This window comes from Pedobacter gandavensis (assembly GCF_032678745.1).
GTDB classification, from domain to species: Bacteria; Bacteroidota; Bacteroidia; order Sphingobacteriales; family Sphingobacteriaceae; genus Pedobacter; species Pedobacter gandavensis_C.
Window position 1 is genome coordinate 232,002 of record NZ_JAVTST010000004.1, and the last position, 21,277, is coordinate 253,278.

Annotated in this window: 20 protein-coding genes and 1 tRNA gene; 16 read left to right on the forward strand and 5 right to left on the reverse strand. The window is 38.4% G+C overall.

Features of this window, described 5'->3' with window-relative positions; all coding sequences use genetic code 11:
* Positions 1–78: 78 nt before the first annotated feature.
* Complete coding sequence (locus tag R2S10_RS15230) at positions 79–375, forward strand: hypothetical protein (protein WP_316841279.1); 297 nt, start codon at positions 79–81, stop codon at positions 373–375.
* Between the two features lie 5 nt (positions 376–380).
* Positions 381–2,873, forward strand: a complete 2,493-nt coding sequence (locus R2S10_RS15235) for an Hsp70 family protein (RefSeq protein ID WP_316841280.1) — start codon at positions 381–383, stop codon at positions 2,871–2,873.
* A 218-nt stretch (positions 2,874–3,091) separates the two neighbouring features.
* Here R2S10_RS15235 and R2S10_RS15240 read toward each other — a convergent pair whose 3' ends face one another.
* Both R2S10_RS15240 and R2S10_RS15245 read right to left on the reverse strand, forming a co-directional pair.
* Positions 3,092–4,000, reverse strand: coding sequence for a hypothetical protein (locus R2S10_RS15240; RefSeq protein ID WP_316841281.1), 909 nt, complete (start codon positions 3,998–4,000; stop codon positions 3,092–3,094).
* Between the two features lie 56 nt (positions 4,001–4,056).
* Complete coding sequence (locus R2S10_RS15245) at positions 4,057–4,797, reverse strand: hypothetical protein (RefSeq protein WP_316841282.1); 741 nt, start codon at positions 4,795–4,797, stop codon at positions 4,057–4,059.
* 410 nt (positions 4,798–5,207) lie between these two features.
* Here R2S10_RS15245 and R2S10_RS15250 point away from each other — a divergent pair, with 410 nt between their 5' ends.
* The 3 genes from R2S10_RS15250 to R2S10_RS15260 are packed head-to-tail and all read left to right on the forward strand — an operon-like array spanning position 5,208 to position 6,677.
* Positions 5,208–5,426, forward strand: a complete 219-nt coding sequence (locus tag R2S10_RS15250; protein WP_316841283.1) for a helix-turn-helix transcriptional regulator — start codon at positions 5,208–5,210, stop codon at positions 5,424–5,426.
* Positions 5,426–5,758, forward strand: a complete 333-nt coding sequence (locus tag R2S10_RS15255; protein ID WP_316841284.1) for a HipA N-terminal domain-containing protein — start codon at positions 5,426–5,428, stop codon at positions 5,756–5,758. The genes R2S10_RS15250 and R2S10_RS15255 overlap by 1 nt, the downstream gene beginning before the upstream one ends.
* Positions 5,751–6,677, forward strand: coding sequence for a HipA domain-containing protein (locus R2S10_RS15260; RefSeq protein WP_316841285.1), 927 nt, complete (start codon positions 5,751–5,753; stop codon positions 6,675–6,677). Before R2S10_RS15255 ends, R2S10_RS15260 begins: the two co-directional genes overlap by 8 nt.
* A gap of 49 nt (positions 6,678–6,726) precedes the next feature.
* On the opposite strand, the gene R2S10_RS15265 is transcribed toward R2S10_RS15260, so the two are convergent.
* Positions 6,727–6,800: transfer RNA gene (locus R2S10_RS15265), tRNA-Ile, on the reverse strand.
* A gap of 67 nt (positions 6,801–6,867) precedes the next feature.
* Here R2S10_RS15265 and R2S10_RS15270 point away from each other — a divergent pair.
* The 3 genes from R2S10_RS15270 (at position 6,868) to R2S10_RS15280 (ending at position 9,483) form a co-directional block, all read left to right on the forward strand.
* On the forward strand, positions 6,868–7,503 hold the full coding sequence (locus R2S10_RS15270; protein WP_316841286.1) for an HAD family phosphatase: 636 nt from the start codon (positions 6,868–6,870) through the stop codon (positions 7,501–7,503).
* Between the two features lie 50 nt (positions 7,504–7,553).
* Positions 7,554–7,871 (forward strand): DUF962 domain-containing protein, encoded by a 318-nt coding sequence (locus R2S10_RS15275; protein WP_316841287.1) that lies wholly within the window; start codon positions 7,554–7,556, stop codon positions 7,869–7,871.
* A 106-nt stretch (positions 7,872–7,977) separates the two neighbouring features.
* Positions 7,978–9,483 carry a catalase gene (locus R2S10_RS15280; protein ID WP_316841288.1) on the forward strand — a complete coding sequence of 502 codons (1,506 nt, stop codon included), beginning with the start codon at positions 7,978–7,980 and terminating at the stop codon, positions 9,481–9,483.
* 63 nt (positions 9,484–9,546) lie between these two features.
* Here R2S10_RS15280 and R2S10_RS15285 read toward each other — a convergent pair whose 3' ends face one another.
* Positions 9,547–10,731 (reverse strand): proline dehydrogenase family protein, encoded by a 1,185-nt coding sequence (locus R2S10_RS15285; RefSeq protein ID WP_316841289.1) that lies wholly within the window; start codon positions 10,729–10,731, stop codon positions 9,547–9,549.
* A gap of 97 nt (positions 10,732–10,828) precedes the next feature.
* Between R2S10_RS15285 and R2S10_RS15290 the strand changes: the two genes are divergently transcribed.
* From R2S10_RS15290 to aroC, 6 genes are all read left to right on the forward strand, one after another.
* Complete coding sequence (locus tag R2S10_RS15290) at positions 10,829–11,035, forward strand: RNA-binding S4 domain-containing protein (RefSeq protein WP_182959816.1); 207 nt, start codon at positions 10,829–10,831, stop codon at positions 11,033–11,035.
* On the forward strand, positions 11,035–12,099 hold the full coding sequence (gene aroB, locus R2S10_RS15295) for a 3-dehydroquinate synthase (protein ID WP_316841290.1): 1,065 nt from the start codon (positions 11,035–11,037) through the stop codon (positions 12,097–12,099). Before R2S10_RS15290 ends, aroB begins: the two co-directional genes overlap by 1 nt.
* Before the next feature lie 403 nt (positions 12,100–12,502).
* Entirely contained in the window at positions 12,503–13,339 is an 837-nt protein-coding gene (locus R2S10_RS15300) for a prephenate dehydratase (RefSeq protein ID WP_316841291.1), read from the forward strand.
* A gap of 62 nt (positions 13,340–13,401) precedes the next feature.
* The gene (locus tag R2S10_RS15305) at positions 13,402–14,541 is read left to right on the forward strand and encodes a chorismate mutase (RefSeq protein ID WP_316841292.1); all 1,140 of its coding nucleotides are present in this window, start codon (positions 13,402–13,404) and stop codon (positions 14,539–14,541) included.
* 2 nt (positions 14,542–14,543) lie between these two features.
* Complete coding sequence (locus tag R2S10_RS15310; RefSeq protein ID WP_316841293.1) at positions 14,544–15,797, forward strand: 3-phosphoshikimate 1-carboxyvinyltransferase; 1,254 nt, start codon at positions 14,544–14,546, stop codon at positions 15,795–15,797.
* Between the two features lie 23 nt (positions 15,798–15,820).
* Positions 15,821–16,915 carry a chorismate synthase gene (gene aroC / locus R2S10_RS15315; RefSeq protein ID WP_316841294.1) on the forward strand — a complete coding sequence of 365 codons (1,095 nt, stop codon included), beginning with the start codon at positions 15,821–15,823 and terminating at the stop codon, positions 16,913–16,915.
* 123 nt (positions 16,916–17,038) lie between these two features.
* Here aroC and R2S10_RS15320 read toward each other — a convergent pair whose 3' ends face one another.
* Positions 17,039–19,462 (reverse strand): thiamine pyrophosphate-dependent enzyme, encoded by a 2,424-nt coding sequence (locus R2S10_RS15320; RefSeq protein WP_316841295.1) that lies wholly within the window; start codon positions 19,460–19,462, stop codon positions 17,039–17,041.
* Between the two features lie 132 nt (positions 19,463–19,594).
* Between R2S10_RS15320 and R2S10_RS15325 the strand changes: the two genes are divergently transcribed.
* Both R2S10_RS15325 and R2S10_RS15330 read left to right on the forward strand, forming a co-directional pair.
* Complete coding sequence (locus R2S10_RS15325) at positions 19,595–19,987, forward strand: DUF1573 domain-containing protein (protein ID WP_062549874.1); 393 nt, start codon at positions 19,595–19,597, stop codon at positions 19,985–19,987.
* 61 nt (positions 19,988–20,048) lie between these two features.
* Positions 20,049–21,251: a pyridoxal phosphate-dependent aminotransferase gene (locus tag R2S10_RS15330; protein ID WP_316841296.1), complete on the forward strand. Its 1,203-nt coding sequence runs from the start codon at positions 20,049–20,051 to the stop codon at positions 21,249–21,251.
* Positions 21,252–21,277: the final 26 nt, after the last annotated feature.

The window sequence follows — 21,277 nt, forward strand, 5'->3', positions numbered from 1 at the left end:
TCGTTTTTGAGTTACGTTAAAACCTCAAAGATAGGAACTTAATATCAAAATTATTTTTGTAGAATTGCAACAAAGAACATGATACAGATAATTAATCAATTGTTTGAAATCGAACAAAAATTACGAACACGCAATGAGACATTCGCCGATCGGAATTTCACAAGATTAAAACATGAATTTGAACTAATGGGTTACGAGGTCATCAACCCGATTAACCGTAAATACCAGCTAACCGATACTGATCTGGAGGCCAGTATTTTGGGGGATGCTACTATTGGTCTAAAGGTAACACGGGTATTGAAACCTGTGATTTATTTAAAAAATGAAAATGACGAATATTCTCTTTTACAAAAGGGAATTGTGATCGTAGAATAGACAATATGAGGAATATAACTTTCGGCATTGATTTGGGCACTACAAATTCGGGAATTGCTAAATATGAAAACGGTCAGATAAGGCTGCTTAAAAACCCAGTAGGACTTCGTGATACGCTTCCTTCAGTGGTGTCATTTAGAAAAGGTCGTATCCTTATTGGAGATAAGGCCAGAGAACAATACCTGAGTAATGCCGGAAATGTCTTCAGTGCTTTCAAAAGAAAAATGGGTTCCAATGATCTTTATCATGTGAGTACTTCTGAAGGTGATCTGCAATTATCACCTATCGATTTATCTGCCTATGTTTTAAAAGAACTTAAGAATTATGTTCAGGATGAACATAGCGATTCTGTAGTGATTACCGTACCCGCTTCATTTGACACCATGCAATCCAATGCGACGAAGGAAGCAGGAAACAAGGCTGGATTTTCGGAAGTTGTTCTACTTCAAGAACCAATAGCAGCTTGCCTTGCTTATGCGAACACTAGCCGCCTGAGTCTGGAAAAAGAGCAAAAGTGGTTGGTCTATGACTTTGGAGGAGGCACTTTTGATGCTGCGCTAGTTTACATCAATGAAAGAGAATTAAAAGTGCTGGACAACAAAGGAAACAATTTCTTAGGCGGAATTGACATCGATTATGCCTTTGTTGAGCAGATTATAATTCCTAAACTGGTCTCCCTTATCGGTGATGAGGGGCTCTGGACAAAGCTCTTAAAGAAAGAAGGTGATTATGAGAAGCTCTGGCATTACCTGAATTACCTTTCTGAAGAATCTAAAAAGGAATTATCTTTATCGCCTGTAGTCTGGATGGAGATTGAATTTCCTGACTTGGATATCAGTTGCGAAATTGAGATCAATCGCGAAGAATTTAACAAGGTTGTAAAGCCAAAATATTTGGAATCAGAAAGCTTTGTATTAGCACTACTTCAAGAAAACAATTTAAGCTTTTCGGATATTGAACGCATCATCCTGGTGGGAGGCACAACCTATATTCCGTTTATTAAAGAACAACTAAAACAAGTTTCAGGGCTGATTGTAGATGATAGTATTGATCCTACCACTGCCGTTATTGTAGGTGCAGCCTATTATGCAGGATCACAGCCAAGCTCCTCACCTGCTGAAACAGCATTAACCTCATCAGTCAATAAACTAGCGATTAAACTTTCCTTCGAAGCCTATTCAAATGATCAGGAAGAGCTCATCGCTTTTAAGAGTTTAGTCCCTTTTAAAGGCCATTACCGCATTACCAGAACTGATGGTGGGTATGATAGTGGCATGATTGCATTCAGCGATACTGCTGCTGAATTTGTAACCCTACTGCCTAAAATGAAGAATAATTTTCAACTGCAGGTTTTCGATACAAAGAAAAATACGGTGTGCCAGGAAAATGAGATTACAATTTCGCAGGGCTTGTATAGCATTTCCGGCCAGCTACTTCCCCAAGACATTTGTATTGAACTGGATGACAACGATGGAGCGACTTATCTGGATGTGATCTTTAAACGGAATTCAATTTTACCATTAAGTAAGACGCTGTATAAGACCTTTTCGAAGTCCATCACAAAGGGGACAAATGATAAAATCGTCATCAATGTTGTGGAAGGAAAGGGAGGAACTATGCCTGGTTCGAATTTAAGTATAGGCTATATTGAACTCTCTGGGATTCAGATTCAGGATGACCTGATTGAAGGTACAGATATAGAAATACAAGTGAGTATGGATGAGTCAAGGGGACTTACTGTTCAGATTTATATTTCGGCTCTTAATCAGGAAATTAATGAAACATTTCACATCTCAAGTCGTGAGGTAAGTGTTGCTAAAACCCTTCAGGACATTCAGTTTGCAGAGCTAATGATTAAAACTGAAACTGATCTGAGCATTTCTCAGGAAGAGTTTGAATTCTCTGCGAAACTACAAGACATTGCAGTTCAGCTAAAAGTATTAACTGCTGAACTTAATGCCATTACGAACGACAGGGCAACCGAAGAAAAATATCGCCTTGATGAACGAAAGAGAAAATTATTGGCAGAACTTGATTCTTTTACCCGCAGCCGTGATCTATTCATACAAATAACTAGGTATAAAAAAGAAAAAGAAGACTTTATTGTGCAACAATCTTATGCCTATTCAGAACAAATAAGGAGTTTCAAAAACATTGTGGACAGAGAGAAGGAAATACTGGATTCAGGCAATAAATCCTTGATAAAAAGGATTTCAGAAGAACTGAAACAGTTAAACGATAAAGTTTACCTGCAGAATAATGAGAATTATATCGGCCTATTTTTTCAGTTAAAAATGCAGCCTAGTAACATTTATGAAGATCCCGATAAGGTAGGACACCTTTTTGAACAGGGGGACGATGCAATTTCAGAAAAAGACTACACGGTCCTGAAACAGGTTATTTCTGTTCTTGTAAGCCAGATAAAAAAGGAGCATTTAGGGAGTACCCAAATCCAACAGAAGGTGCTGCTAAATAACCTGAAAATGGGCGTTAAATAATAGCGGTTTATAACCTTCAATTAACCACAAGTCAAGAACCATAAAAAATATAATTTAAATAACCTGTAAACGAAAAAAGCCATTTTTCTTAAAAGAAGAACGGCTTTTTAAGCTTAGGCCCAGCTAGGTTTCTCTCGAACCATCTCCTATCTGATTTAGGTTTAATCAGTGATTTAATTAGATAGGCTTAGATCATGAAGTAATGGAATTTGCGTATACTATTTCATTGTTATGATTTCACTTAAAAACTTTCCGTCCCAAGTATATTTTTTCTGACTTTTTGTTTCTTTATATTTTGGAGCATCCAGATTCTCGCTGGTATTTTCGGCATCAATAATGTTTTTGTAGATCATTGATGGATCACCTTTATGCTCGGACGGGAACAAGATATTCTCCTGGTGATAAAAAACACCGGCATCAGACACAGACATTTTTTCCGGAAAATGAATGAGGTTTGTCCCATTCCAGGCAAAGTAGTAATACTGACTTGCAATGCCACATGCTTCGCCTAGAAAACCTAAACGGTGAATATTTTTAATATTTTGTAAGCCCATTCCAGGCAATATTTTGGTCTCTATTCCCGACTGACCATTTATATTAGCATGGAAAATCTCTTTTGTCATGAACACTTGTTCTTTATCGAAAATTTTCAATTCCGATTCATAATATGAGGAAGAATATGCTGTAGAAGGTCTAAATTTCTTGAGACCGCAAATAAACAATTCTCCTTCATCATTCTTAGAACCATTAAGGGCTAAAAGCCCTAACCAAACAAATCCTTTTTTTTGTTGATTATCTTTCACATAATTAACCTCATGCCATGGGGCATAGAAACCTCTAATGGTATTACCACGGTATGCAGCGCTTTTAATGATGACTTGATTTCCTTGTGTTAAAGAATCAATTACTCTTGCGTCAAGATTTGGGTAGTCACGGATATAGGCTAGATCTGCAAAAATATAAGCGGTATCCGCTTTCTGGAAGTTCCATAAATTATATTCCTCGTCCAAGGCGTAGGCTGTAGCTTTTTCCTGTGCTTTAGCAAATATGGATAACACACAAAACAGTAGTAATAATGATGATTTCATATCGCCAAATTTATAATTTGCTAATGAAATAAAATACATTCAAAGTTACAATACATCAATTTATACCCGATAAGGTATAATAAACTCTGTTTAAACTAATGAGCATTTTTATTGTTAAAACTTTGAATTGTTTTGTAAAGGAGTAAGAGGTTATCACCTAAATCGCCTACTTTGCGAATCTGACCATTGATGTCATAATCTATTCGTTGATCTCCTATCTGGCGAATTCGGCCATTGATATCATAATCTATTCGTTTGTCCCCAATTTGACGAACACGGTCATTGATATCATAATCAACTCGATCATCTCCTATTTGGCGAACTCGGTTATTAATATCATAATCTATTCGTTTGTCCCCAATTTGACGAACACGGTTATTGATATCATACTCAACTCGATCATCTCCTATTTGGCGAACTCGGTTACTAATATCATAATCTATTCGTTTGTCCCCAATTTGACGAACACGGCCATTGATATCATAATCAACTCGATCATCTCCTATTTGGCGAACACGATCATTAATATCATAGTCTATTCTTTTATCCCCAATTTGACGAACACGGCCATGGATATCATAATCAATTACTAAACCGTCAATATCACTTAATCGGCCGTTCAGGTCATATTTCAATGGTTTATCGCCAATGCTGTCAAAAGTAGAAACATTTTTATTTTGCAGCCTACCTTTTGAATCTAATCGTACATTCAAGCCTTCCTTTTGAACGATTAAAACATGTTTTTTATCGTTCCCAGAAAGGTCAAGCTTAATTGTTTGTGAATAAACAGTACCCGAAAAAATAAAAAAAGAAAATAAAAATAGGATGGTTTTCATAAGGATTAACTAAAGTGACTCATTGCTGGCCAATGATAATGAAATATAATTATATCTCTTTAAGCACTCCAACAAAAATCACACCTAAACCACTTATAGTACGTATAAAAATGTCAAAAAAACAAAACCTTCTTTACGATTTGTAAAGGAGGGTTTGTGGACCCAACTGGGCGTTTCTCGAACCATTTCCTTCTGATTTAGGTTTAATCGCTGATTTGGCTGCCAATATCTTTTAAATAAGGAAATGTGATATGATAGTATCATATCCTACTCTCTTTAACAACGCATCTACTTAATAACACATAAAGTTATACCCGAAAAGGTATAAAAACTCAATTTACACATAAAATATACCCTATCGGGTACTATTTAAATTATTTTCATTAAATTAGTACCCTAAAGGGTATAAAATGACACCAATTATAACATTTATCAAAGAAAGAAGAAAAGCTTTAAAGCTTTCCCAAACCGATCTTGCATTTAAATCAGGTGTGGGTCTTCGCTTTATTCGTGAATTGGAACAAGGAAAAACTACGCTTCGTTTAGATAAAGTTAATCAGGTACTAGCGCTTTTTGGTAAACAAGTAGGGATTACTGACCTTGATCACGTTGAAGAGGAGGAAAACTAATGATGAACAGAGCAAAGGTATATTATGATAAAACTCTGGCAGGTTATCTTGAAAAAACCGATTTTGGTTATCGCTTTTCATATGACAGCACCTACCTTAAACAACCGGAAGCTAAGCCGGTAAGTCTTACTTTACCAATTTCTAATTATCCTTATAACAGTAATATTCTATTCCCCTTTTTTGATGGACTGATCCCAGAAGGGTGGCTTTTAAATATTGCAAAGGAATATTGGAATTTTAAAAGCAATGATCGTTTTGAACTATTGGCTACGCTATGCAGGGACACTATTGGTGCTGTAACGGTTATCGGAGAGGAGGAGGGAAATGAATAAATGTCCATTTTGTTATCAATCACTTGATAAAGGAACATTCCATACCAAATGTTGTAAAAAAATGTTTGGAATAACTGAACTACCTGTGTTGACTTTAGATAAGGACCTGCTTAATGACCTTGCAAAAACAACGGTTAACAATAGAATTTCAGTAACTGGCGTACAGCCTAAGCTTTCGGTTGAACTTGAAGATGTAAAAGGAGCTGAAAAACGGCTTACTATTGTTGGGCTATGGGGGAATTATATCTTAAAGCCACAGAATATTAACTATGAACAAATGCCAGAAGTAGAAGATCTGACTATGCACCTGGCAGAAATATTTAAACTGAATACCTGTCAGCACTGTTTGCTTAAAGCTTCTGATGGGCAGATGGTATATATTGCTAAAAGATTTGATAGAGAAAAAGGACAAAAAATACATATGGAGGATTTCTGTCAGATTGGAGAATTTCAGACAGAACAGAAATATAATAGTTCATACGAACGTTGCGGAAAACTGATAACTAAATATTGTACAAACTCTGGATTGGATTTGATTAACTATTTCGAGCTGTTGGTATTTTCTTTCCTATCTGGGAATAATGATATGCATATGAAGAATTTTTCTGTACTCCATCGACAAGATCAGATCCTTCTTTCTCCAGCTTATGATCTAATCAACAGCAACTTGATTAATCCAAAAGATAAAGAAGATGTTGCGCTTAGCTTGAATGGTAAAAAGAAGAAGCTCAGTAGGAAGGATTTTGAAATGTTAGCTAGTGTCTTAAAGATTTCGGATAAAATGCTTAAAAGGATATTGGATAAGTATTGCAATACTACGGATAAGGTATTCAAATTAATAGATCAGTCATTTATGAGTAACGAATATAAAACCAATTACAAAAATATTTGGACTGAAAAACTCAATCGGTTAAAGTAATGATGCAAAAAAAGCCGTTCTTCTTATCGAAAAACGGCTTTTTAAGCAGTGGGCCGTCAGGGACTCGAACCCTGGACCAAAAGATTATGAGTCTTCTACTCTAACCAGCTGAGCTAACGGCCCTGAAAAATCTTATTGATTTTGCGAATGCAATGTTACATATTTGAATCGAATTTTGGAAACAGTTTCTATGAAAAAAATAAAAAACATCATCTTCGATTACGGCAATGTTATCTTTGAAATAGACTTTAAACGGGCTCAAAAAGCTCTATTACAACTTGGTATCGAGAATATCGAAGACTTTTTTGCGCATAAAAGCCACCACGATATTTTTAATAATTTTGAGACCGCAGCCATCGGTGCGGCCGAATTTAGAGCCGGAATCCGTGAAGCATCATCAAATAAAGACATCACAGACGAACAAATCGATGCTGCCTGGAACAGTTTATTGATCGGAGTTCCAGAAAATGTGCACGAAACCTTGTTAAAGGTGAAAGATAAATACCGTACATTTTTGCTGAGTAATACTAATGAAATCCATTACAACTGGATCGTTGATTACCTCAAAAGGGAATTTGATATGCCTGACAATAGCGGACTATTTGAAAAAGCGTATTACTCTCAACAAATGTTCTTAAGAAAACCTCATGTAGAAATCTTTGAAAAGGTTTTAAAAGAGAACAACCTCAATCCGGAAGAGACTTTGTTTATTGACGACAGTCCACAGCACCTGGTAGGCGCAAAAGCAGCAGGTATGCAGACCTTATTGATGACAAAGCACCCGAAATACCTCGAAGAAGTATTAATGGAACACGATATCCTTTAATGCCTTCTAAAAAAAACGTAAATTGCGGGCCTAAATAAAAATCCAACGTAATGACTGAACAAAAGTTTAAAACTCTGAAAGAATTCTATCCATACTATTTGACAGAGCATACAAATTTAACCAGTCGTGTGTTACACTTTATAGGAACAGGCCTTGTTATCCTTTCTGTATTTACAGGAATCCTGTTTCATGAATGGCGTTTCATTTTAGCGACGCCATTCCTGGGATATGGATTTGCCTGGATTGGTCATTTCTTTTTCGAAAAGAACAAGCCTTCCACCTTCAAATATCCGATGTTTAGTCTTGCCAGCGACTTTTTATTGTTCTGGGAATTACTCACCGGAAATCAGGACTTCAAAGTAAAGTAGTTGCCCTGATTATTAGCATAGAAAAACTCTATATCCGTATAGATATTTACAGTTTGTTACCGGAAACTATTATCCATAGATTTATAAAAACAATAAATCATCGTTTATGGAAAACAACAATACGAACAAGCGTAAACTTACAACTGCATCTGGCAGACCCTATGCTGAACATGAAAATACCCAATCTGTAGGAAGTCGCGGACCGCTACTTCTTCAGGACTTTATTCTCCATGAAAAGATGGCCCACTTTAACAGGGAAAGGATTCCTGAACGCGTAGTTCATGCAAAAGGTACTGGAGCCTATGGTACATTTAAAGTAACACACGACATTACTCCATATACAAAAGCCAAAATCTTCGGAGCAATTGGCAATGAATGTAAAGTATTTTTAAGGTTCTCTACTGTTGGTGGAGAAAAAGGTAGTGCAGATTCTGAAAGAGATCCACGTGGCTTTGCCCTTAAGTTTTATACAGAAGACGGAAACTGGGACCTTGTTGGCAACAACACACCGGTATTCTTCGTTAAAGACCCTAAGAAATTCAGCGATTTCATCCATACTCAAAAGAGAGATCCCAGAACAAATTTGAAAAGCCCTACCATGATGTGGGATTTCTGGTCGCTAAACCCGGAAAGCTTACACCAGGTGATGATCCTGATGTCTGATCGCGGTACCCCCTACTCTCTTCGCCATATGGATGGCTTTGGAAGTCACACTTACTCATTTATCAATAAAAATAATGAGCGCGTATGGGTAAAATTCCATTTCAAAACACAACAAGGCATTAAAAACTTTACCGGTCCGGAAGCTGACGCGATGCGTACACAGGATATGGACCATTCCCAACGTGATCTGGTAGATGCCATTGACCGTGGAGAATTCCCTAAATGGACCTTAAAAATCCAGATAATGACAGAAGCTGAAGCTAAAACCTTCAGATGGAACCCATTTGACCTGACTAAAGTATGGCCACATGGAGAGTTCCCGCTAATTGAAGTTGGAGAACTTGAATTGAATCAAATTCCAAGAAATTACTTCGCTCATGTAGAGCAATCCGCTTTTGCGCCTTCGAATACAGTAGATGGCATTGGTTATTCGCCGGATAAAATGCTCCAGGGCCGTATTTTATCTTATGCGGATGCACATCGCTACCGCCTGGGTGTAAACTACGAGCAAATCCCAGTAAACACTTGTCCTTTTATGGTAAATAATTACCATCGTGATGGACAAATGCGCATCGACGACAATGGAAACGATGATCCAAACTACTACCCAAATAGCTTCGGGGATGTAATTCCTGACCAAAGTTATAAAGAACCAGCATGGGAATTAGATTCTAATGTTGCGGATTGGTACGATCGAAATGCAGGTCCTGGTGATGATGACCATTACACGCAACCTGGCGACCTTTACCGTAAGGTAATGAGTCCGGAAGACCGTACAAATTTGGTGAACAACATTGTGGGTGCCATGGGTGGTATTACCGGCCCTAAAAAAGCACAGATTATCAATTTACAACTGTGCCATTTCTTTAGAGCAGACATTCAATTGGGAATGGCTATAGCAAAAGGCCTTGGTGTTGACGTGGATCAGGCTATGGCCAGCAGACACTAAAATACATCTAATGAAAAAGCCCCGTCTAAAAAAATCAGACGGGGCTTTTCATTTATAATCAAATTATAATCTTCTGCGTTCTTTCTCTTTCATGATCAAACCAAGCTCTCTACTCGTTTGTCCGGCAATGGAAGTATTTTCCTGCGCCCTTCTGAAAAGATACGGCATAACTGCTTTAATTGGCCCATAAGGAACATATTTAGCGACATTATAACCTGCATCTGATAAGTTAAAGCTTAAATTGTCACTCATTCCCAATAATTGCGCAAAATACACATGAGGATGGTTATGGTCTACCTTGTGTTTATCCAACAGGTTTGCAAGCACTCTACAGCTGTCTTCATTGTGCGTACCACAAACAATTGCAATCTCATTAATATGAGCCATACAGTAGTTCAATGATTCGTCATAATCTCTGTCGGAAGCCGCTTTGTTAGGTTGAATCGGTGATAAATATCCCATTTCTTCCGCTCTTCTGCGTTCTTTCTCCATGTATGCACCTCTTACCATTTTCACACCAAGGATATAACCAGCTGCTTTAGCGATCAAGTGATCTGCTTTCATATCAGCCAATTTATCATGACGGTACATTTGATAAGTATTATAAATAATGATACGCTCTCTATTGAATAAACGCATCATGTCTATAGCCAGCTCATCAATCGTGTCCTGAATCCAGGTTTCCTCTGCATCTACCATGATAGGTACATTTTTATCATAAGCAACCCTGCAGATCTTTTCACATCTAGCTTTTACTTTAGCATATTCTGCTTCTTCCGCAGCTGTTAAAGCTTGTTTTGCATCTAGTTTCTCTAATAATGCGAAACGGCCAATACCAGTTACTTTAAATACAGAGATTGGAAGACGTTTATCACCTGCTGCTCTTTCAATTGTCCTGATGATCTCCTCACAGGTAAAATCAAATACAGACTCTTCCTCTTCACCTTCTACAGAATAATCCAGAATGGTACCTACATTTACTGCTGCAAGTTGCTCAATCGTGTGTTCACACTCGGCAATAGTTTCCCCACCACAAAAGTGTTTAAAGATCGTGGCCTTGATGATTGATTTTATAGGCAGACCTATATTTAGGAAGAAGTTGGTAATTGGAGGACCAACTTTTGTTAAAAAGTTACTACTGATTACTTTGAAAAGCCAATATCCAGCGTTTAGTTCTGAATTGGATTTATTACGAAAAGCAATCTCGGTGTTGTCAAAGTTTAGTGTTTTTTTGGGGAAAATTTCCATTTAATTCGTGTGGTTAGTCATATTGCATGCAAAAGTATAAATTCCAAGGCTATCCATGGTACAACACTTTATAATTAATTGTAAATTTGCAGGTATAATGATAGAATTCAAATTAGAAGGTGAGTTTATTCCACTCATTCAGTTGCTAAAAGCAACTTCACTAGTACAAAGTGGTGGCGAAGCACAGACTGTTGTAGAAGACGGTTTGGTAAAATATAATGGTAAAGTAGATTTCCGTAAGCGATTGAAAGTGCGCGTAGGCGATGTAATCAGCTTTATGGGTCAAAAAATAACCGTAATTTAATGAACGTTATAGAAAGCTCAGGCCATAACATCCATTTCGAATCGGAACTTGCGCCATTAGCACAAATCATAGAAGAAGGTAATTACAGCAAGGTATTTATCTTCGTAGACCGGAATACTTCAGAGTTTTGTCTGCCCTTGTTGCAAGGAATGATGGACGACTATACCAATTTCGACCTGATTGAAACCGATCCTGGGGAAGAAAACAAAAACATTGATTTTTGTATTGGTATCTGGAAAACCTTATTAGATTTTGAAGCAGATCGTAAATGTCTGATGATTAATCTCGGTGGGGGTGTGATTACAGATATGGGTGGTTTCATTGCTTCAACTTACAAGAGAGGTATTGATTTCATCAACATTCCAACTACCTTATTGGCACAAGTAGATGCTTCTGTGGGTGGAAAAACCGGTATTGACATTGATAATGTAAAGAACATGGTGGGCACATTTGCGCTTCCACAAGCTGTATTTATCGAAACATCATTCCTGAAAACACTACCTGAAAGAGAATTGCTATCTGGTTTTGCGGAAATGATCAAACATGGTTTGATTGTAGATGCAGCTTACTACGAACGTTTAAAGCTTGCTGACTATAAAAACATTGCGCCTATTGAAGTTCATCGTTCGGTAGAGATCAAGAATGAAGTAGTTACCGAAGATCCACAGGAAAAAGGGCTCCGTAAAATCTTAAACTTCGGACATACTATTGGTCATGCAGTAGAAAGTTATGCGTTAATTAACGACAAAGCACCACTTACCCATGGGGAAGCGATTGCGATAGGAATGGTTGCTGAAGCTTACTTATCCAGCACAAACAACACCCTAAGTCCGGAAGAACTGGAAGACATTACCAAATATATCCTGAGCATTTACCCTGCATATCACATCAAAAAAGAGAGCTTTACTGATCTTTTAGGTTTCATGCAGAGCGATAAAAAGAATGAACATGGGCAAATTATGTTTTCTTTACTGAGTAAAACCGGGGCTTGTGACTTTAATTGTATCGTTACAGAAAAGGATATTCTGGAAGCTTTAGCTTACTATAATAATCAGGCTAAATAGTCCGTCAAACCTATTTATTCTGCGTTTTTCAGAAAATAAATATTTTAATATTTTCCGCAAGAACAGCTAATGTTTTGTAATACAAGTAATAACACGAGGCGTACCATAAATAATTTTTTTTAAGAAAGTATTGACAAATTAAATTTTGTTAGTACATTTGGAAAAACGAAAACGAAAAAACAATCGAAATGAGAAATGTTACTACATATTGGTTTGGTTACTTTTACTACTTTAGTAAGAGCCGGGACTGATATGCAACATAAATCATAAGATAAGAGTGTATATGAAAAGTCCCGGCCTAAAGCCGGGACTTTTTTTTTAACCAAAAAATTTAAAACCGCAGAAGTTCAAAAACACAAACCTTCCGCAAGCTTAAGAACCACAGAAAATTCAATCAGGTAAAATGAAACAGAAAAAAACAAGAGTAGCAATTCAAGGTATCAAAGCGTCATTTCATGAAGAGGCCGCTTTCAAATTCTTCGGAAAAGACATTGAAACTATAGAATGTAATTCTTTTAAGCAGACTTGCGAGAGCCTGGAAAACAAGCAGTCTGATTTTGTGATCATGGCTATTGAGAACTCTATTGCAGGAAGCCTTTTACCAAACTACACCCTGATCCGTGAATACAATTTCGCCATCGTTGGTGAAGTTTACTTACCGATTCAATTGCATCTAATGGCTTTGCCAGGTGTTAAATTTGAGGACATTAAATTTGCTACTTCCCACCCGATTGCGATTCGTCAATGTGTAGATTTCTTCGATGATTTCCCTCACATCCAGGTGATTGAAAGCAACGATACCGCAGCATGTGCAAAACGCATCAAAGAGGAACAATTAACTGATACCGTAGCTATCGCAAATACTTTAGCTGCAGAATTATACGGACTAAATATCATTGAAAGAAGAATCGAGTCCAACAAAAAGAATTATACCCGTTTTCTAGTGTTAAAAAAAGATAAAACAGACGATCTGCCGGAAATCAATAAAGCATCTATTTGCTTCCAGGTAGGCAATCATGTTGGTGCCTTATCTAAAGTACTCAACATTTTTGCAGAGCAGGATGTGAACTTAACAAAAATCCAAAGCATGCCGGTTCTTGGAAAGAGAAATGAATACTATTTCTACGTAGATATGGAATGGAGAAACAATGAGCAATACGACAAAGCCATCCGTCAAACCCTGAAATACACCGTGAACTTTAACATCATGGGTGAATACATGAGAAACGATAAAGTATAATAAAAAGAGACCCCATTATAGAAACCCTTCATAAAACATACAAGAATTAAACCCCAAAAAAAATGAAATTACAATTGAACATCCAACCAATCAGTACCTGGTTGAACACCAACAACGAACCACTAATCATTTCAGGTCCATGCAGTGCAGAAACTGAAGAGCAACTATTAACTACTGCACATTTATTAGCTGCAACAGGTAAAGTATCTGTACTTAGAGCTGGTATCTGGAAACCACGTACTCGTCCAGGAGAATTCGAAGGTATCGGAAGCATTGGATTAGAGTGGTTAAAAAGAGCAAAAGCAGAAACAGGCTTACCTACAGCTGTAGAAGTTGCCAATGCAAAACATGTGGAAGAAGCTTTAGCAGCTGGTGTAGATATCCTTTGGATTGGTGCACGTTCAACTGTAAATCCATTCTGTGTTCAGGAAATTGCTGACGCTTTAAAAGGTGTTGACGTTCCAGTATTGGTTAAAAACCCGGTTAACCCTGATCTTCAATTGTGGATTGGTGCATTAGAGCGTCTTAATGGTGCTGGTATCACTAAATTAGGTGCTATTCACCGTGGTTTCTCTTCATTCGAGAAAAGCTCGTTCCGTAACGAACCAATGTGGGAACTTGCTATTCAATTGAAAACTTTATGTCCTGATCTTCCGATCATCAACGACCCAAGTCATATCTGCGGTAACCGCGAATTAATCCCTTACATCTCACAAAAAGCATTGGATTTAGACATGCAAGGTCTAATGATTGAGTCACATGTTGACCCATCAGTAGCCTGGACAGATGCAAAACAACAAGTTACTCCTGCGGCTTTAAGCGAGTTGGTAGATCGTTTAACTGTTCGTGAACCAGAATCTAAAAACGAAGCATTTGTAGATCAATTGGCTGACTTACGTAAGCAAATCGACAAAATCGATGATCAATTGTTACAAAAACTAGGTGAGCGTATGGCGATCGTTGGTAAAATTGGCGAGTTCAAACGCGACAATCAAGTAACGATCCTACAGGTTAACCGTTGGGATGCGATCATGAACAAAGGAAAAGCATTTGCAAAAGCATTGAAATTAGACCTAAGCTTTACTGAAAAATTCCTAGAATTGGTTCACGGTGAGTCGATCCGCAAGCAAACAGAAATCATGAATGCTGGCAAAGCAGAAAAAGGCATTGCAGCAGAAACACATACAGAAGTTAAATCTTAAGAATGAGTAAGCATGCACTTGTTTCTTTTACCGGAAACACAGAAATCCATACAGAGATCACCCTTACGGGTTCAAAAAGCGAGTGCAACAGGGCATTAATCATTAGTGCTTCAAGTAAAGGAGCGGTTAAAGTAGAGAATATGTCTATTGCTGCCGATTCTGTTACACTTGAACGCATCTTAAATCAGATTTCAACCGCAACTCCACATCAACAAACCGTTGATGTGGGACCTGCGGGTACTGCCATGCGCTTTTTAACGGCATACCTTCCTACCCTTCCGGGTCAGTTTTTGCTGACTGGTACCGAAAGAATGAAACAACGTCCTATCGGTATTCTGGCAGAAGCTTTAAAAGCAGTAGGCGCCGATATCAGCTATGCTGAAAAAGATGGCTTCCCACCATTGAACATTCAAGGTCCATTAAAACAAACAACGGCTACCGTAAAAATTAAGGGAGACATTAGCAGTCAGTATATTTCTGCTTTGTTAATGATTGCCCCAACATTGGAACAGGGTCTTACGTTACAGATCGAAGGCGAATTAACTTCCCTTCCTTATGTAAATATGACCTTGAATATGTTGCAGGAAGCTGGTATCAGTCATTCCTGGGATGGTCACAATATCAGCATCAAACCACAATCTTTTAAACCTGCAACATTAGTAGTAGAACCAGATTGGAGCGCAGCTTCTTACTGGTATAGCATTGCTTGTCTGGCTACAAAAGCAGAAATTTCGCTTCCTTACTTAAAGGAAAAAAGCTTGCAAGGCGATAGCCGGATCAGGTCTATCATGACTGCTTTTGGGGTAAAAACAGCGACTACAGCTGAGGGAATCACACTTAGCTCTACAGATAAGAATTTCAGCGATGAGGTTTTAGATCTTAAAGATTGTCCGGATTTAGCACAAACGATTATCGTATGTGCGGCTGCATTGAAGCAAAATCTTGCTTTCACTGGACTGGAAACCTTAAAAATTAAGGAAACTGACCGTGTTAAAGCCTTACAAAATGAACTTGCAAAAATTGGTGTAACTTTAAATGAGGACAACCTGGTTTATACTTTAAACTGTGATGGACTTCATTTCCCAGAGCGCGTTACTTTCGGCACTTACGAAGATCACCGCATGGCGATGGCTTTTGCTCCGCTTAGTTTGCTGATCAAAGAAGTGGTATTGGAAGAAATGGATGTGGTAGAGAAATCATACCCAGACTTTTGGAAAGACCTGCAAAAAGCAGGATTTACAGTTACAGAGATTTAAATTAACCTATAAAAAAACGAAAAATGGCAGGTAATACATTCGGACAATTATTTCGCATCAGCACTTTTGGCGAATCACATGGTGCAGCTATTGGTGTTATTTTAGATGGCTGTCCGGCACAATTGCCCATAGATCTGGAGTTTATTCAGTCAGAATTGGACAAACGCAGACCTGGACAATCAAAAATTACCACGCAAAGAAAAGAAAGCGACACTGTTCAAATCCTTTCTGGCGTATTTGAAGGTAAAAGTACTGGTACTCCTATTGCGATGCTGATTCCGAATGAAGATCAACGTAGTAAAGATTACAGTCACAATACCGACGTTTACCGTCCTTCTCACGCCGATTACACCTATGATGCAAAGTATGGCATCCGCGATCATCGTGGTGGTGGCCGTTCTTCTGCAAGGGAAACTGCTGCACGCGTAGCTGCTGGTGCCATTGCCAAGTTGCTGTTGAAGCACCATGGCATTGAAATCTTTGCCCATGTATCTGCAGTAGGCAAAATTAATGCCCCAAATCTTGAATCTTCCTTAACTATCACTCAACTATTGGAGATCAGAGAGGAAAACATCGTACGTTGCGCAGATCCGGCTACGGCAAAGGAAATGATCGAATGTATTGATGGCATTAGAAAAGATGGTGATACTATTGGTGGAAAAGTAAGCTGTATCATTAGAAACTGTCCGGTTGGCTTAGGCGAGCCTGTTTTTGACAAGTTACATGCTGACCTTGGAAAAGCCATGTTGAGCATCAATGCGGTACATGGTTTTGAGTATGGTTCAGGATTTAGCGGCAGCGAAATGAGAGGATCAGAACACAATGATATCTTTCTTGTCGGAGAAGAGCAGCCTAAAACATTAACTAATTTCTCTGGAGGAATTCAGGGAGGTATCTCTAACGGTATGGAGATCGACTTTACAGTCGCCTTTAAGCCTGTAGCGACGATTATGCACAACCAACAAACCATTAATGCGGCGGGTGAAGCTGCTGAAATTAAGGGAAAAGGTCGTCATGATCCATGTGTAGTTCCACGTGCGGTAGTGATTGTGGAAGCAATGGCTGCCTTGGTTATAGCAGATCAATTCCTTAGAAATAAGAGTAGTAAACTGGATTAATCCAGCACTAAAAAAATAGCGTGTCCTGTTAAAATATCAGCAGGTTATGCTCATCAAAAAAATGGTCAATAAAAAAGGTGTTCTGTTTAGGAACACCTTTTTTTGTTTATTAAGTTTTTCTGCTTAAAATATTGCAGGGAATTTAGCTGCGTTATGTTCGTGCATCATTTGATATACTGCTTCTACGATATCATCTACAGATGGTTTAGTGAAATAATCACCATCAGAACCATAAGGAGGACGATGTGCTTTGGCACTGATCGTTTTTGGCTGTGCATCCAGGCTATAATAACCTTTTTGTTCTTCTAAAATCTGTTGCAGGATGAAAGCAGATCCACCACCTGGCACATCTTCATCTACCACCAATAGTTTATTGGTTTTGGTTAAAGACTGGGCACAAAGATGATCAGTATCGAAAGGAAGTAGCGTCTGAGGATCGATGATCTCCACAGAAATACCGAACTGCGCCAGTTCTTCTGCAGCTTCTTCTACTACCCTAAGTGTTGATCCGTAAGAAACAATTGTGATGTCAGTTCCTTCTTGAACCACTTCGGCTTTACCTAATGGCACTGTAAAATCACCTACATTTTCAGGAAGTTTCTCTTTTAATCTATATCCGTTTAAGCATTCGATCACTAAGGCCGGTTCGTCAGATCTGAACAAAGTATTGTACATACCAGCAGCTTGAGTCATGTTGCGGGGCACACAAATGTGCAATCCACGCAATGAACCAAGGATTAATCCCATAGGAGATCCGGAATGCCATACGCCTTCTAATCTATGACCACGGGTTCTGATGATTACCGGTGCTTTTTGTCCGGCTTTGGTACGGTAAGATAAGCTCGCAAGGTCATCACTCAATACATTCAGCGCAAACAACAGGTAATCCAGGTATTGAATTTCAGCGATTGGTCTTAGACCTCTCATTGCCAATCCGATTCCCTGTCCTACGATGGTCATCTCTCTGATCCCTGTATCTGTAATTCTCAGGTCGCCATATTTAGCTTGTAAACCGGCAAAACCTTGATTCACATCACCAATAGCTCCTAAATCTTCTCCAAAAGCAACTAGTCTTGGATCACGACCAAAGTTTGCATCAAAACAAGCGTTTAACAATTCACGTCCATCTACCATTTTGCTGGAATCGTTATATTCAGCAGGAAGCACATCCACTAAGAATGGGCTTTCTTTTCCGTCGGTAAACAGCTTCGAATTGTATCGTTCTGCATTCAGCTCGCTTTGTTCATTATACCATTCCAGCAGTTCATTTCTTTCGCGGGATGGCGATGCAACAGTTAAGCGCAAGGCTTTTCTGGCAGAAGAGATCACTTCTTTACGCATTGCATCTGGCGTGCTAGTCAATTGAGCAGTAATTCTGGTGATGGCAGGGTTTCCATTCGCCACCTGATTAATCAATTCAATGACCTGATCTTTTTCAATTTTAATGGCATCAAGGAACTCGTTCCAGGCTTCTTTTTGGGTATCACGAACCATTTTCTTGGCTGTGTCTTCCATTTCCACAATTTCTTCTTCAGAGATAATGGCAGATTCAATCATCCATTTACGCATCTGAACGATACAATCGTACTCTTTTTCCCACTCTAAACGCGCTTTATCTTTATAGCGCTCATGAGAACCAGAAGTAGAGTGTCCTTGTGGTTGTGTCACCTCAGTTACGTGGATCATTACCGGTACATGTTCTGTACGGCATACATCGATCGCTTTCTGGTAGGTTTCACATAAAGCCGGGTAATCCCAACCTCTTACTTTATATATCTCGTAACCATCGGCATTTTCATCCCTTTGGAAACCTTTGAGAATCTCAGAAATATCTTCTTTAGTTGTCTGATACTTTGCAGGCACCGAAATTCCATAACCATCGTCCCAAACTGAGATGGCCATCGGGATTTGTAATACACCGGCAGCATTGATAGATTCGAAGAATATACCTTCGGAAGTAGAGGCATTACCTATTGTTCCAAAAGCGACTTCATTTCCTTTCACAGAAAAGTTTTTCAGGTATTCCAGTTCTGGATTTTGTCTGAACAACTTTGATGCATAAGCCAATCCAACTAATCTCGCCATTTGTCCACCTGTAGGTGCAATGTCTGAGGAGCAGTTTTTCATGGCTGTCTGGTCTTTCCAATTTCCGTCTTCGTCGATAGAACGGCTTGCAAAGTGACAATTCATTTGTCTACCTGCGGATGCAGGCTCGGCTTCAACACTAGGGTTGGCGTATAATTGGGCAAAAAATTCTTTGATGGTACAAATGCCTGTCGCAAATGCAAAAGTCTGATCTCTGTAGTATCCAGAGCGCCAATCTCCATTCTTAAAGGCCTTGGCCATGGCAATCTGAGGAATTTCCTTTCCATCACCAAAAATACCAAACTTAGCCTTGCCCGTTAACACCTCCTTACGACCCAATAAACTGGCTTGTCTACTCTCGAAAGCTATTTTATAGTCGTTTACCACAATAGTTTTGAAGTCCTCAAAACTTAACTCTGAAGCGTCAATAGGATTGGTAGTAGGGGTAATATCAGGCATCATAAGCAATATTAGTTAGGGCACAAAGATACATAAAATCTAAAGTATGACTTATGGCTGTTCTGTAATTTATATATTGGAATACTTTTTGATTTATGAATCAAAAGTTTAAATTTGCTTTAAATCACCATAATCATGAAAAAGTTATTACTATTATTTACATTAATTTTAGGAGTAAGTATCGCTACTAACGCTCAAACAAAACCTGCTGAGTTCAAATTTGATAAGGAGCTGAACGATTTTGGTAAAATCCCTGTAAACAAGGCTGCAACAGTTGAGTTTAAGTTTGTTAACACTGGAGATCAGCCCTTGATTATTTCAAAAGTAGAGACTACTTGTGGTTGTACAGTTCCTGAATACACTCAAATTCCTGTTAAAAAAGGAGAAGCGGGTACGATTAAGGTAACTTATAATCCAACTGGTGCTGCAATGCCATTTAGCAAAGCGATTACGATCACTTCAAATGCTAAAACCACTACTAAAGTTTTATACATCAAAGGTGAAACTGTAGCGGCCCCAACTAAGTAATTTTTTAAACGATATTTTTATTAAGACCTCGTTCTATAACGAGGTCTTTTATTTTTGCAATATGCCTAACATTTCAGAAAAAGGGTTCCAAATGCCCGCATCACCAATTAGAAAGCTAACTCCATTTGCTGACCAGGCAAAAAAAGACGGCAAAAAAGTCTTTCATTTAAACATTGGACAACCAGATATCGCAACACCTGAAGGCATGCTAAATGCCATCAAAAATATAGACTTCGATGTATGGGCTTATACCCCATCAGAAGGTACATTATCTTATAGAACCAAATTAGCAGAATACTATAATAAATTAGGATATAACATCACTCCAGCAGACATTCTTGTTACTGTTGGTGGTTCTGAAGCGATCACCATTGCGATGCAAACCTGCGTAAATGAAGGTGATGAAATCATCATTCCAGAACCTTTCTATGCGAACTACAATGGTTTTGCTTGTATGAGTAATGTTGTGGTAAAACCGATCTTATCGCATATTGAGAATGGCTTTGCCCTTCCTCCTATTGCTGAGTTTGAAAAATTAATTACGCCACGTACTAAAGCGATCATCATTTGTAACCCAAATAACCCTACTGGTTATTTATATTCAAGAGAAGAATTAGAAGCGTTGAAAGAACTTTGTCTGAAATACGATTTATTCTTATTCTCTGATGAGGCTTACCGTGAGTTCTGCTATGATGGAAAAGAATTTATCTCTCCAATGCATTTAGATGGTCTTGATGAAAACGTAGTGATCATGGATACCGTATCTAAAAGATACAGTGCTTGTGGCGCAAGATTAGGTTGTTTGATTACTAAAAACAAGGCAGTGATCCAATCTGGGTTAAAATTTGCTCAGGCAAGATTAAGTCCGGGTATGGTTGAACAGATTGCAGGTACCGCAGCAGTAGACACTCCAGACAGTTATTTTGAAGCTGTAAACAAAGAATATACGCTTCGTAGAGATACAATTGTAAAAAGATTGAACGCAATTGAAGGTGTTTTTTGTCCGAATCCAGGTGGTGCATTTTACGTGGTAGCGAAGTTCCCAATTGATGATGCTGATGTATTTTGTCAGTGGATGCTGGAAAGCTTTGAGCATAACAATCAAACGGTTATGATGGCTCCTGCTACAGGATTCTACTCTACTCCTGGTTCAGGAAAAAACGAAGTGAGAATGGCATATGTCTTAAATACGGATGATATTAACCAGTCTATGGACTGTCTGGAAATTGCATTAAAACAATATCCTGGTAGAACTATGGCATAAATTTCGTAGATTTGTGTTACTAACAC

What these genes read in the sequence shown, in the direction of transcription:
- R2S10_RS15235 (WP_316841280.1), top strand. Translation starts at nt 381, where the DNA reads ATGAGGAATATAACTTTCGGCATTGATTTGGGCACTACAAATTCGGGA.
- R2S10_RS15300 (WP_316841291.1), top strand. Translation starts at nt 12,503, where the DNA reads ATGAAACAGAAAAAAACAAGAGTAGCAATTCAAGGTATCAAAGCGTCA.
- R2S10_RS15280 (WP_316841288.1), top strand. Translation starts at nt 7,978, where the DNA reads ATGGAAAACAACAATACGAACAAGCGTAAACTTACAACTGCATCTGGC.
- R2S10_RS15230 (WP_316841279.1), top strand. Translation starts at nt 79, where the DNA reads ATGATACAGATAATTAATCAATTGTTTGAAATCGAACAAAAATTACGA.
- R2S10_RS15310 (WP_316841293.1), top strand. Translation starts at nt 14,544, where the DNA reads ATGAGTAAGCATGCACTTGTTTCTTTTACCGGAAACACAGAAATCCAT.
- R2S10_RS15325 (WP_062549874.1), top strand. Translation starts at nt 19,595, where the DNA reads ATGAAAAAGTTATTACTATTATTTACATTAATTTTAGGAGTAAGTATC.
- aroB (WP_316841290.1), top strand. Translation starts at nt 11,035, where the DNA reads ATGAACGTTATAGAAAGCTCAGGCCATAACATCCATTTCGAATCGGAA.
- R2S10_RS15290 (WP_182959816.1), top strand. Translation starts at nt 10,829, where the DNA reads ATGATAGAATTCAAATTAGAAGGTGAGTTTATTCCACTCATTCAGTTG.
- R2S10_RS15320 (WP_316841295.1), bottom strand. Translation starts at nt 19,462, where the DNA reads ATGATGCCTGATATTACCCCTACTACCAATCCTATTGACGCTTCAGAG.
- R2S10_RS15275 (WP_316841287.1), top strand. Translation starts at nt 7,554, where the DNA reads ATGACTGAACAAAAGTTTAAAACTCTGAAAGAATTCTATCCATACTAT.
- R2S10_RS15305 (WP_316841292.1), top strand. Translation starts at nt 13,402, where the DNA reads ATGAAATTACAATTGAACATCCAACCAATCAGTACCTGGTTGAACACC.
- R2S10_RS15245 (WP_316841282.1), bottom strand. Translation starts at nt 4,797, where the DNA reads ATGAAAACCATCCTATTTTTATTTTCTTTTTTTATTTTTTCGGGTACT.
- aroC (WP_316841294.1), top strand. Translation starts at nt 15,821, where the DNA reads ATGGCAGGTAATACATTCGGACAATTATTTCGCATCAGCACTTTTGGC.
- R2S10_RS15330 (WP_316841296.1), top strand. Translation starts at nt 20,049, where the DNA reads ATGCCTAACATTTCAGAAAAAGGGTTCCAAATGCCCGCATCACCAATT.
- R2S10_RS15285 (WP_316841289.1), bottom strand. Translation starts at nt 10,731, where the DNA reads ATGGAAATTTTCCCCAAAAAAACACTAAACTTTGACAACACCGAGATT.
- R2S10_RS15260 (WP_316841285.1), top strand. Translation starts at nt 5,751, where the DNA reads ATGAATAAATGTCCATTTTGTTATCAATCACTTGATAAAGGAACATTC.
- R2S10_RS15270 (WP_316841286.1), top strand. Translation starts at nt 6,868, where the DNA reads ATGAAAAAAATAAAAAACATCATCTTCGATTACGGCAATGTTATCTTT.
- R2S10_RS15255 (WP_316841284.1), top strand. Translation starts at nt 5,426, where the DNA reads ATGATGAACAGAGCAAAGGTATATTATGATAAAACTCTGGCAGGTTAT.
- R2S10_RS15250 (WP_316841283.1), top strand. Translation starts at nt 5,208, where the DNA reads ATGACACCAATTATAACATTTATCAAAGAAAGAAGAAAAGCTTTAAAG.
- R2S10_RS15240 (WP_316841281.1), bottom strand. Translation starts at nt 4,000, where the DNA reads ATGTATTTTATTTCATTAGCAAATTATAAATTTGGCGATATGAAATCA.